Source organism: Bradyrhizobium monzae (assembly GCF_021458635.1).
Taxonomy (GTDB): Bacteria; Pseudomonadota; Alphaproteobacteria; order Rhizobiales; family Xanthobacteraceae; genus Bradyrhizobium.
On record NZ_JAIRDQ010000001.1, the window covers coordinates 1,568,296 to 1,579,831 of the forward strand.

15 protein-coding genes are annotated in these 11,536 nt (G+C 63.5%); all 15 read right to left on the reverse strand.

The window, feature by feature from the left end; genetic code table 11:
* Positions 1-239: 239 nt before the first annotated feature.
* The 15 genes from K3F49_RS07595 to fliN all read right to left on the reverse strand — a co-directional run bounded on the left by K3F49_RS07595 (position 240) and on the right by fliN (position 11,466).
* Entirely contained in the window at positions 240-1,148 is a 909-nt protein-coding gene (locus tag K3F49_RS07595) for a flagellin N-terminal helical domain-containing protein (protein ID WP_234680258.1), read from the reverse strand.
* Between the two features lie 269 nt (positions 1,149-1,417).
* Positions 1,418-2,323, reverse strand: a complete 906-nt coding sequence (locus K3F49_RS07600; RefSeq protein WP_234680259.1) for a flagellin N-terminal helical domain-containing protein — start codon at positions 2,321-2,323, stop codon at positions 1,418-1,420.
* Positions 2,324-2,562: 239 nt separating this feature from the next.
* The gene (fliP, locus tag K3F49_RS07605; protein ID WP_027535969.1) at positions 2,563-3,303 is read right to left on the reverse strand and encodes a flagellar type III secretion system pore protein FliP; all 741 of its coding nucleotides are present in this window, start codon (positions 3,301-3,303) and stop codon (positions 2,563-2,565) included.
* Positions 3,300-3,743 (reverse strand): flagellar basal body-associated FliL family protein, encoded by a 444-nt coding sequence (locus tag K3F49_RS07610; protein ID WP_234680260.1) that lies wholly within the window; start codon positions 3,741-3,743, stop codon positions 3,300-3,302. The genes fliP and K3F49_RS07610 overlap by 4 nt, the downstream gene beginning before the upstream one ends.
* 30 nt (positions 3,744-3,773) lie before the next feature.
* Positions 3,774-4,469: a flagellar basal body L-ring protein FlgH gene (gene flgH, locus K3F49_RS07615; RefSeq protein ID WP_234680261.1), complete on the reverse strand. Its 696-nt coding sequence runs from the start codon at positions 4,467-4,469 to the stop codon at positions 3,774-3,776.
* Complete coding sequence (locus K3F49_RS07620) at positions 4,469-5,227, reverse strand: MotE family protein (RefSeq protein WP_234680262.1); 759 nt, start codon at positions 5,225-5,227, stop codon at positions 4,469-4,471. The genes flgH and K3F49_RS07620 overlap by 1 nt, the downstream gene beginning before the upstream one ends.
* A gap of 67 nt (positions 5,228-5,294) precedes the next feature.
* Positions 5,295-6,425 (reverse strand): flagellar basal body P-ring protein FlgI, encoded by a 1,131-nt coding sequence (gene flgI, locus K3F49_RS07625; protein WP_234680263.1) that lies wholly within the window; start codon positions 6,423-6,425, stop codon positions 5,295-5,297.
* Positions 6,422-6,898 (reverse strand): flagellar basal body P-ring formation chaperone FlgA, encoded by a 477-nt coding sequence (gene flgA, locus K3F49_RS07630; protein ID WP_234680264.1) that lies wholly within the window; start codon positions 6,896-6,898, stop codon positions 6,422-6,424. The genes flgI and flgA overlap by 4 nt, the downstream gene beginning before the upstream one ends.
* A 13-nt stretch (positions 6,899-6,911) precedes the next feature.
* Positions 6,912-7,703, reverse strand: a complete 792-nt coding sequence (gene flgG, locus K3F49_RS07635) for a flagellar basal-body rod protein FlgG (RefSeq protein ID WP_200469620.1) — start codon at positions 7,701-7,703, stop codon at positions 6,912-6,914.
* A gap of 17 nt (positions 7,704-7,720) precedes the next feature.
* Entirely contained in the window at positions 7,721-8,053 is a 333-nt protein-coding gene (locus K3F49_RS07640; protein WP_234680265.1) for a flagellar hook-basal body complex protein FliE, read from the reverse strand.
* A gap of 2 nt (positions 8,054-8,055) precedes the next feature.
* Positions 8,056-8,472, reverse strand: a complete 417-nt coding sequence (gene flgC, locus K3F49_RS07645; protein WP_234680266.1) for a flagellar basal body rod protein FlgC — start codon at positions 8,470-8,472, stop codon at positions 8,056-8,058.
* Between the two features lie 11 nt (positions 8,473-8,483).
* Positions 8,484-8,885, reverse strand: coding sequence for a flagellar basal body rod protein FlgB (gene flgB / locus K3F49_RS07650; RefSeq protein ID WP_234680267.1), 402 nt, complete (start codon positions 8,883-8,885; stop codon positions 8,484-8,486).
* 64 nt (positions 8,886-8,949) lie between these two features.
* The gene (flhB, locus tag K3F49_RS07655) at positions 8,950-10,035 is read right to left on the reverse strand and encodes a flagellar biosynthesis protein FlhB (RefSeq protein ID WP_234680268.1); all 1,086 of its coding nucleotides are present in this window, start codon (positions 10,033-10,035) and stop codon (positions 8,950-8,952) included.
* 13 nt (positions 10,036-10,048) lie between these two features.
* Positions 10,049-11,089 carry a flagellar motor switch protein FliG gene (locus K3F49_RS07660; RefSeq protein ID WP_027535980.1) on the reverse strand — a complete coding sequence of 347 codons (1,041 nt, stop codon included), beginning with the start codon at positions 11,087-11,089 and terminating at the stop codon, positions 10,049-10,051.
* Between the two features lie 2 nt (positions 11,090-11,091).
* The gene (gene fliN / locus K3F49_RS07665; RefSeq protein WP_200469626.1) at positions 11,092-11,466 is read right to left on the reverse strand and encodes a flagellar motor switch protein FliN; all 375 of its coding nucleotides are present in this window, start codon (positions 11,464-11,466) and stop codon (positions 11,092-11,094) included.
* Positions 11,467-11,536: the final 70 nt, after the last annotated feature.

Genomic DNA, 11,536 nt, shown 5'->3' on the forward strand with positions numbered 1-11,536 from the left:
GGACATACCGGGCTTGCACCGGTACGACAGGGCGGCATCATGCCTTTGGGCTGCGGAAAACGCGCGCTCAACCTGTCGTAACGGCGGCGATAGCACGCGAAGTTTGCGCGAGGCTTGTGGCTCTGTGACCGGACCGCAATTCGAGGCCGAAATCGCGCCTTTGACGCCCGAACACCGCACGCCAAAATGAAAGGGCCGCGCTTCTCGCGAAGCGCGGCCCCCTCAGATGGTGGTCAGGCTTAGCGGAACAGCGAGAGGATGCTCTGGCTGTTCTGGTTGGCGATCGAGAGCGCCTGGACGCCGAGCTGCTGCTGGGTCTGAAGCGCCTGGAGGCGGGTGGATTCCGCGTTCATGTCGGCGTCGACGAGCTGACCGACACCGCGACTCACCGAATCCATCAAGGTCTTGACGAAGTCCGTGTTGGTCGCGATGCGGTTCTTGACGGCGCCAAGATCGGCGGCGGCCGAAGCCACCGAATTGATCGCAGCAGTCACCTGCGTAATGTAGGTGCTGAGCGTGGCCTGGTCGGTCGCCGCGTCCGTCAGCGAGGTGATGTCGATCGTGTTGACCGACACACCGGCGCTCACCGTGTCCAGAATGCCGGTGGTGGACGTGCTGTAGAGCGAGTAGTTGGAGATCGTCAGGGTGATGGAGCCGATGGTCGGCGTGCCACCAACGCGGGAGAACGACGACACGAGGTCGAAGGTCGTCGGCGTTGCCGTCGTCACGCTCAGCCAGTTCACGCCGTTGAAGGTTGCCGCATCGGCGGTGCCCTTCATCTGCTGCTGGATCTGGGTGATGTCGGCCTGGATCTTGGTGCGGTCGATACCGGCAGTCTTGGCTTCAACCAGCAGCGCCTGGAGCTTGGTGAGGCCACCGGTGCTGTCACCGACAACCGCGGTCAGAGCAGTATATTCGGTATCGACGGTCGCAGCCGACAGACCGAGCGAGTCGGAGACGGCGGAGAGCGCAGCGTTGTCGGCACGCATCGAGGTTGCGATCGACCAGTAGGCGGCGTTGTCCGAAGCCGTGGCCACGCGCTGACCGGTCGAGATGCGGTTTTCAGTGGTCTGGAGGCTGGAGCTGACGTTGCGCAGCGTCTGCAGCGCGGTCATTGCGGCGGAGTTGGTGAGAAGGCTAGAACCCATTTTGATGTCCCTTAGGATTGAGTTGTTTGGGGACATACCGGACTTGCACCGGTACGACAGGGCGGCGTCATGCCTTTGGGCTGCGGAAAAGCGGTTAGGCCCAACCTGTCGTAGCGGCGACTGTAACGCGCGAAGCTTGTGCGGGGCTTGTGGCTCTGTGTCCTGGCCGCAACAGCGCAGCCGAAATTGCGGCGTGCGCGGGACGTCACGTCAAACGAAAGGGCCGCGCTTCGCGAGAAGCGCGGCCCTCCCCCAGATGGTTTTCGGACTTAGCGGAACAGCGAGAGGATGCTCTGGCTGCTGCCGTTGGCGATCGAGAGCGCCTGGACGCCGAGCTGCTGCTGGACCTGGAGAGCCGACAAGCGGGTGGACTCCTGGTTCATGTCGGCGTCGACGAGCTGGCCGATACCACGATCAACCGAGTCCATCAGCGACTTCACGAAGTCCGTGTTGGTCGCGATACGGTTCTTGACCGCGCCGAGGTTGGCGGCGGCCGAGGCCACCGAGTTGATCGCGGAGGTCACCTGCGCGATGTAGGTGTCGAGCGTGGCCTGGTCGGTCGCTGCGTCGGTCAGCGTCGTGATGTCGATCGTGTTGACCGACACGCCGCTGCTCACCGTGTCCAGGATGCCGTTGGTGGACGTGCTGTAAAGCGCATAGTTGGAAGTGGTCAGCGTGATGGACCCGGTGGTCGGCGTGCTGCCGACGCGGGAGTACGACGACACCAGGTTGACTGTCGCCGGCGTGGCCGTCGTCGCGCTCAGCCAGTTCACGCCGTTGAAGGTCGCCGCATCCGCGGTACCCTTCATCTGCTGCTGGATCTGGGTGACGTCCGCCTGGATCTTGGCGCGGTCGATACCGGCCGTCTTGGCTTCGACCAGCAGCGACTGCAGCTTGGTCAGGCCGCCGGTGCTGTCACCGACAACCGAGGTCAGAGCGGTGTACTCAGTGTCGACGGTCGCAGCCGACAGACCGAGCGAGTCGGAGACGGCGGAGAGCGCGGCGTTGTCGGCCCGCATCGAGGTCGCGATGGACCAGTAGGCGGCGTTATCCGAAGCGGTCGAAACGCGCTGGCCGGTGGAGATGCGGGTCTGCGTGGTGGCGAGTTGGGAGCTCACAGACCGCAAGGTCTGGAGGGCGGTCATAGCAGTCGAGTTCGTAAGCAGGCTTGACATTGCGAATGTCCCTTTATGTACGCGTTACATTTTCACGAGGGGACATACCGGGCTTTCACCGGTACGGAGGGGCGGCATCATGCCTTTGGACTGAATGGGTGGGTCCAACCCGCCGTGCCGCATTGCTAGCACGCCGAATCTTGCTTCCGAATTAAGACGAACTTGAATTCTGTAGCAAAATCATATGGTTAATATTACGCTTTGCTAACCTTAACCAACCATTAGGTCGACGATCGCTGCTACGAGAACGATCGCACCAGTCCGGAGGCGAGCAGGTTCCAGCCGTCGATCAGTACGAAGAACAGCACCTTGAACGGCAGCGCGAGGATCGACGGCGGCATCATCATCATGCCCATCGACATGGTCAGCGTCGCCACGATCATGTCGATGACGAGAAATGGCAGGATGATGAGGAAGCCAATCTCGAACGAACGCCTGAGCTCGGAGATCATGAACGCCGGGATGATGACGCGCATGTCGATGCGCTTGTCGTCGAACTTCCTTCGAAAGCTTTCCGCGGCGAGCGACTCGAACGTCTGCAGATCCTTGTCGCGGACATGCGCCAGCATGAATTCGCGGAACGGATCGCTGATCTTCAGATAGGCCTCCTCCTCCGAGATCTCGTTCTTCATCAGCGGTTGCACGCCGGTTTCCCAGGCGCGATCGAAGGTCGGAGCCATGACGTAGAAGGTCATGAACATGGCGAGGCTGATCAGCACGAGATTCGGAGGCGTCGTCTGCAGGCCGAGGCCGGCGCGCAGGAACGAGAGCGCGACGGCGAAGCGCGTGAAGCTCGTCACCATGATGAGCAGCCCAGGTGCGACGGACAGCACCGTCAGCAGCGCCATCAGCTGGATGATGCGGCCGCTGGTCGAACCGTTGCCCGGCGGCAGCAGCGAATTGAGATCCGGGATCTGGGCGAACGCTACCTCGGGCAGCACGACCAGCAGCAACGCAAGCAGCAGGACTCTCAATTTCACTGGATCACCAACGTCTCAATGATCAATTCGCGGACTTTGCCGGACGAGCGAATGCTGGCGCGTTCGGACAGGTCGTCGCGCAGATGCTGGAGCCCGCGCGTGCCTTCGAACTGCGTGACCGACGCCGACCGCAGATAAGTGACGATGTCTTCGCTGATATGCGCCGCCAGGATGCCGGCATCCTCGTCGCTCATGCTGTCGGTCACCATCGAGGCTTCGACCCGGGCCCAATTGTTGGCCGGCGCCGCCAGGTTGGTCACGATCGGAGACAGCTTCCTGAGCCGCGCGCTGCCGGAGTAGCTCGACGCGATCGGCGGCGGCGTGGCACCCTTCTTTGCATCGGCGACGCGTTCGGCGGCGGCGAACAGATGCAGGCCTGCCAGCGCGCCCGCGCCGATCGCGACCAGGGTCAGCACGACGATCGCGGCCATCAGGCGCATGACGCCCCCTGCTCCCACGGCGCGCGAGCCTCAGAACGGTGCGACGGCGTCATAGATCCGGTGCCCCCATCCAGGTTGCTGCACGTCAGACAGATTTCCGCGACCGCCATAGGACACGCGTGCTTCGGCGATCTTCTCGTAGGAAATCGTGTTGGTCCGCGAAATATCGCGGGGGCGCACGATACCGCCGACGTTGAGCACACGCATCTCCGTGTTGATGCCGAACTCCTGCGACCCGCTGATCATCATGTTTCCGTTCGGCAAGACGTCGGTGACGACGGCCGCGATGGAAAGCTTGATGTCCTCGGAGCGGTCGATCTGGCCGTTGCCTTTGATCTGGGTGTTGGTGTTGAGGTTAGCGTTGGTCTGGCCCTTGTCCTGCCATCCCGCGACGTCCATCAGCCAGTTCAGCCCGAACTTGATCTGGGAATCGCGCGAGCGGTCGGTCTTGTTGTCGAGCTTGGCCTTGTCCTGCATCGAGATGATCACCGTCACGACGTCGCCAATGCGCCGGGCACGAGGATCGCGGTAGAGATCAGTGCCGTCATCCCAGGTCGAGCGATAGCTGACGGGCGTGCGCATGCGGGGCGTCACCGGGATCGGATCGGCCGGCACCCTCAAGCCACTGCCGACGGGCGACAGTTTCGGGCCAGTCAGGAGTTCTGCCGGATCATGGGAGCATCCGCCGAGAAGCACGAGCGACAGCAGAAGGATCGGCTTCTTCATTACCTGGTCTTCCCGCCATCCACGCGACGCATTCCACCGAGCAGGTCGGCGAGATGTGCTGCGCGCCCGGTCTCCATCTCGTTGAAAATTGCGCTCGAGCTCCTCGGGCTGAGCTTTGCGAGCACGGCCGCGGCCGTCTCGTCCGCCATGCCGGCGATCTGGGTGGCCGCAGCGTCCGGCTTCATGCGCGAATAGATCTCGACGACGCTGGCTTCCGCTTTCTTCAGGAAGTCGTCGCGCAGCGCCATCCACTTCTCGTATTCGGCGCGCTTGGCCTCGACCTCGGCGATCCGCTCCCGCAGCAGGCTCTCGGCCTTCTCCAGCTCCTTCAACTGCCAGGCGAGCCTGGCGTCGACGGCGGGATCCGCCACGTTGCTGCAAAACAGTGCAACTTCGTTGTCCCCGGGCGCGGCAGCTTGAGCCGGCGCCGGCTTCGGCGGCGCCGTGATGCTGCCGGACTTCGCCGGACGCGTCGGCACCGGTGCGGGGGCCGGCGCCGGCGGAGAAGCCTCCGTCGGAACCGCTCCCGTGATTGCGGAACGCGAATCTTCCGCGGCCCAGGCTGTTGCCCGTGAATTATCGCTCGGAACCGGTGTCGCCGGCGCATGCGGCTTCTGCGGTCCGGGCGCCCGTGCGCGCGCGAAGGAAAGCAGATTGAGCGGCTTCGGCTCGTCCAGCGCCAGCGCGGGCGATGTGCCTGCGAGCGCGAGCATCGCGGCCAGGACAAGAAGTTGCGCTATGTGATCCAGCTTCAGCATCGGCTCGCGTGCGATTCTCGGTCGAGACCAGAGCATTGAGCGACCAAGCTTGCACGACGCTTATGCATCATTGCACGATGACTTCGGCCTGCAGCGCGCCGGCCGTCTTGATCGCCTGGAGAATCGCGATGATGCCGGACGGCTTCAGTCCGATCTGGTTCAGCCCGCGCACGAGGCGCTGGAGGTCGACACCGCTCAGGATCGCCACCTGCGATCCGGCCTCATTGGCCTCGACCACGGTCTGGGGCACCACGACCGTCTGGCCTTGCGAGAACGGCGCCGGCTGCGACACCACGGGCATCTCGGTGACGCGGACCGTCAAATTGCCATGGGTAACGGCGACAGTGGAGATTCGCACGTCGCGCCCGATCACCACCGTACCGGTCCGTTCATTGATCACCACCCGTGCCGGCGTGTCGGGCTCGACAGTGAGCTCGCCGATCTCGGCGAGAAAGCGGACCGGGCCGACATAGCGCGGCTTGGACAGTACGATTGTCCGGTAGTCGCGCTCGAAGGCGATCTGGGCGCGATAGCGGCCGCCAGCATAGCGATTGACGGCGTCGAGGATTCGCGTCGCGGTGACGAAGTCGGGATTTTTCAGCTCCAGCACCAGGTATTCCATCTCGTGGAGGCTGCCCTGCACCTCCCGCTCGACAAGCGCGCCGTTCGGAATGCGGCCCGCCGTCGGCGTACCCTGGCTGACGTTCTGGGCCTGGCCTCCGACGCTGTAACCGGCGACCGTGACCGCACCTTGTGCCACTGCGTAGACCGCACCGTCGGCCGCGCGCAGCGACGTCATCACCAGTGTGCCGCCGAGCAGCGACGTCGCATCTCCCAGGGACGACACCGTTACGTCCATCCGTTCGCCTGGGCCGATCGACGGCATCAGATCCGCGGTCACCATCACGGCGGCGACGTTGCGCGTGCGCAGCGTGGTCGGCCGCGACGAGTTGTTCGTGCTGGTGGTCTCGTTCCGGACATTGATGCCCATGTTTTCGAGCATCGACTGCAGCGACTGTTCCGTGAACGGCGCGTTGCGCAGTGTGTCGCCGGTGCCGTTGAGGCCGATGACGAGTCCGTAGCCCACGATCTGGTTTTCGCGCAGCCCCTTGATGTCAGCGATGTCCTTGATGCGGACGGCGGCCTGGGCGCTGGCGGCGGAAACGATGAAGAGAAGAGCAATCAGAACTCTGGTCATGACCCGTCCGCGACCTTGACGGTGCCGTCCGGCTGGACGATGGCCCTGATCATCACGCCCGTGTCGGTGTTCCGCACGGTAATCAGCGAGCCAGGCGCGCCGGATTGCATGGCCGCGCCGTAAGCCACGATCGACAGACCGGAGTCTTCGACCACGACCTTGACCATGGCGCCACGGGCGATTGTGAAGGGATCCTCGACCGAATTGGTTGGAATAGGCTGCCCCGGCAGCAGCGCCCGCCGCGCCATGCGGCCGACGAGAACCTGACGCCCTTCGATGAACAAGGCGACGCCGAGCGCGTTCGCCGCAAAGTCGCGCTCGGTGATCATGTCGTCCCTGATCAGCTCGCCGGCGCGGATCGCGACCGCCGGCACGGGAAGCCGCCGCTCGTCTGCGGCGGCGAGCCGCGCGGAGATGAGAACCAGCAGCGCGGCGGCCAACCCGCGCGCGATCAGGCCCACCCTGTTCAACATCGGCACACCGGAACTAGCGACTGAGATTCTTCGATACCGTCTGCGCCATCTCATCCGATGCCTGGATGACCTTGGCATTCATCTCGTAGGCGCGCTGCGCCGAGATCAACTCGGTGATCTCCTTGACGGGATCGACGTTCGAGGCCTCGAGATATTGCTGGTTGATCTTGCCGTAGCCGGCATCGCCGGGGAGACCGACGACCGGCGCGCCCGATGCCGTGGTCTCGCGATAGAGATTGCTGCCCAGCGGCTCGAGGCCCGCCTCGTTGGCGAAATTGGCAAGGTTGAGCTGGCCGATCTGCCGCGGATTGACTTCCGTGTCCAGCTTGGCGAACACCTGCCCGGTCTGGTTGACGGTGACCTGCACCGTTCCCTGCGGCACCGTGATGTTGGGATCCAGCAGGTAGCCATCCATCGTCACGAGCTGGCCGGTGGCGTTGGTGTTGAACGAGCCCGCGCGGGTGTACTGCACTTCGTTGTTCGGGCCGAGCACCTGAAACCAGCCGCGACCGTTGATCGCCATGTCATATGGATTGCCGGTCTGCGTCAGTGCGCCCTGGATGTGCAGCTTGCGGATCGCGGCCGACTTGACGCCGAGGCCGAGATTGGCGCCTTCCGGGATCGGCGAGGCGCCGTTGACATTCGCGACACCCTGCATGCGGTCCATCTGGTAGAACAGATCGGTGAATTCCGCGCGCGCACGCTTGAACGACGTGGTGTTGATGTTGGCGATGTTGTTCGCGATGACTTCGATATTGGTCTGCTGGGCATTCATGCCCGTGGCCGCGATGGCGAGCGATTTCACAGCGTCATTCCTTCAGATCAAATCGACATACGAACGACTTCTTGGTAGGCCTGCACGACCTTGTCGCGGACGGCGACCGCGGTCTGCAAGGCCTGCTCCGCCGACATCAGCGCCTCGACGACCTTCCGCGTCGATTCCTTGCCCTGCATCGCCGAGATCGACGCGCTCTCGCCGGCCTTCAGCGTGCCGATCGCGTCCGTGGTCACCTGCTTCATCACGGAATCGAAGCCGACGTCGTCGCCGGCCTGAACCGGAGACGACGCACTGGGCGCGATGGTCTGCGTTTCGGTGATGCGGGACGCCGCCGCCTGCCCAGCGGTGATCGCAGTGGATGAAATCGCTTCTAGCATTGTCAGCTCCTCAGAAGATCGATGGTCATGCCGAGCATCGATCTCACCTGCTTCACGACCTGGAGATTAGCTTCATAGGACCGGTTGACTTCCCGCATGTCCGCCATTTCGATCATCATGTTGACGTTCGGCATCTTGACGTAGCCGGCCTTGTCGGCCGCGGGATGTCCCGGATCGTACTCGACACGGTACGGCGTGGTGTCGACCCCGATCTCCTTGACCTTCGCCAGCTGCGTGCCCGAGGCACGATCCATCGCGGCATCGAAAGTGATCGTCTTGCGCTGATACGGATCGGCACCGGCGGTGCGTCCGGTCGAGCTCGCATTCGCGAGATTTTCCGAAACAACCCGCATGCGCGTCGACTGCGCTTCGAGCCCGGAGCTAGCGACCGTCAACGAAGCCGATAGGGCGTCAAGCATGTCAGTTCACCTCAGGTCTTCGCGCTGGTCAGAACCATGCGATTGAACGACCGCACGATCGCCGAATTCATCGAATAGTCGCGGTTGACGTCGCTGCCCTTGATCATTTCCTGCTCGAGGCTGACCGAGTTGCCGGAATGAACGACATCCCAGCTATCCTTCTTCGCGGTTGCCCGCGTATCGGTTTCTGCCGGGGACAGTTGCATATGCGTGGGCGAAGTCGTCGCGAGCCTGACCGGCATTCCGTCGAGCACCTTGTTGAATGGCTCGACGTCGCGCGCCTTGAAACCCGGCGTATTGGCGTTGGCGACGTTGGTAGCGATGGTCGACTGACGAAGCTCGAGCCAGCGCGCCTGCGACGATGCGAGTTCGAAGAGATAAAGCGGTCCCACGACGGCCCCATTATGATTCATTGGAAAGAACCCTAGGGCGTTAAGCTTTCGTCAAGCTGTTGCGCGGAGCACCATCCTCGTAAATCTACTGAACCTTCTCGGGTCGCGGCGTTTGCTTCGACTGCAGGAAGTAGATGATCTCGGCAACCGGGCGGAAGAATTCGGCTGGGATGACCTGATCGACCTGCACCGCTTCGTAGAGCGCACGTGCGAGAGCCTTGTTCTCGATTACCGGAATCCTGTTCTGCTCGGCGGCCTCGCGGATCTTCAACGCGATCACATCCATGCCCTTGGCCACCACGAGCGGCGCCGGGTTTTCGTCGCGGTTGTAGCGCAACGCGATCGCGAAGTGCGTCGGGTTCGCGATCACCAGCGTCGCGCGCGGCACGGAGGCGATCATGCGTTGGCGCGAGCGGTCGCGCGCCAGCGAGCGCAGGCGCGCCTTGATCAGCGGGTCGCCCTCGGCCTGCTTGTGCTCGTCCTTGATCTCCTGCTTGGTCATGCGCAGCTCACGCCGCCAGCGGAAACGCGCCCAGGCGAGATCGATCGCGACCAGCACGATCGTGGCAATGCAGATCGCCGACACGATCCGCATCGCGATGGTGAGGATCATCTCCGGCAACGCGACGGGATCGGTGTACATCGCCTCGAATGCCCTCGCTTCCGACGATCGCAGCACGAAGCAGACGACCGCGGTCACCGAGGCGAGCTTGAACATCGACTTGGCGAACTCCACCAGGCCCCGCGTTCCGAAAATGCGGCTCCAGCCGCTGGCCGGGGAGATTCGGGAGAAGTCGGGCAGGACGCGCTGCAGCACCAGTCGCGGCGCGTTTTGCAGCAGCGACGCAGCGAGCCCGAACGCCGCTATGATCACAACCAGCGGCACCAGGAATCGCAGTGCCTCGAGGCCGACCACGGTGAGAAGATTCAGTGCGTCCGCCGCGGTGCTGAGCGGGAAGCCATCGGGTTCGTCGATAAAGCTCCTCAAGGTCGGCGTGAGCCCCTGCACGCCCTGGCCGATCAGGAATGCCTGAATCACCATCAGCGCCGCCATGGTCGCGAACATGGACGCCTCCCGAGAGACCGGAATATTGCCCTGTTCGAGCGCATCGCGGACTTTCTTCTCGGTCGGCTCTTCTGTTTTGCTCTCCTGATCGGATGACTCTGCCATGCCTGCCCAGCGGTCAGCGGAAGACCAGCTCATCCTCCTGGTCGGGATTGAGCTCGATTTCACCCTTCTCGGCGAGGTCCAGGGCGAGGTCGGTGATGACGCGGCGCGCCTCCAGCACGTCGCGCTGGTTCGACGGCTCGCCAATCGCAAGTTCGTGCTCGACGACGCGACGGACGCGCGAGGCGACCGCGGACAGGATCAGCTCGCGGAAATGCTTGTCGGTGCCCTTCAGTGCGACGACGATACGATCGGTCGGCACCTGGTCGAAGATCATGGTGCGCGCCTTCGGCGCCAGGTTGATGACGTCGTCGAAGGTGAACAGCAGCTCCTTCAGCACTTCGGCCGACTTCGGCCGCTTCTCCGACAGGCTCTTGAGCATGTCCTCGATATGGCCTCGCTCCATCTTGTTGATGATGTCGGCGACGCGGGCGTAGGTGTCGGCGCCGAGGTTGCGGGCGAAATTGAGCGTCAGGTCTTCGTGCAGCGTCTTCTCGAGGACCTTCATAGCGTCGTCGACGATCGGCTTGAGACTGAGCACGCGCCGCATCAGCTCGTTGCGCAGACTTGACGGCAACTGGCTCATCACCTTGGCGGCGCAGGACGGCTTGACCTTGGAAAGGATCAGGGCCGCGGTCTGCGGATGCTCCTTGGAGAGGTAGGTCGCCAGCGAGTTTTCCGACACCGACGAGACGCGGTCCCACACCGACCGGCTCGAATTGCCGAGCAGGTCCGACATGATCGCCGAGACCTGGTCAGCGGGAAGCACGTCGCCGAGCACGGCTTCGAGGCCGCCGAGGGTACCGAGAATGTTCGCGCCCATCGAGAACTGCTGGGCGAACTCCTCGACGATGGACTCGAGTTCCTGCGCCGTGATCGGCCGCAGCTCAGCCGCAGCCTTGGTGACGATGCGGATGTCCTGCGGCTCAAACTGCGCGAGCACGCTCGCGGCCGCCTGCCGGCCCATGGCCAGCAGAAGCGCCGCGACCTTTTCCGTTCCGCCCAGCGTGGCAACGCCTCGTTGCTTGATGGGAGCGATGCCGACCTGTGCCGCCATGTTCAGGAATCACTCTGCCCCAGCGGGCCGACGATCTCGGTCAGCGACACGCCGAAGCGCGAATTGTCCTCTTCCACGACGACCACTTCGCCACGGGCGACGACGCGACCGTTGACCACGACGTCGACGGGCTCGCCGACGCGATGATCCAGCGGAACCACGGCACCGCGGCCGAGCTTCATCAGGTTCGCCACCGGGATGGTGGCCGATCCCAGCACCACCTGCATGGTGACGGGAATGCGCAGGATGGCATCGACATTGGCGAATTTGCCGGTCTCCTCTGCGGTGCGCGCGGCGATCTCCGCCAACCGCTCCAGCGGAGACGTCTCGGCATCATCTGATGCGGTTGCTGACTCGTAGTCGAAGGATTGCGCCATTTGGTATCGCCTCTTGGTATTTCCGCTCCCGGAGCGCCGCGGCGTTCCGATCCATCCGTTCAGCCAGTCC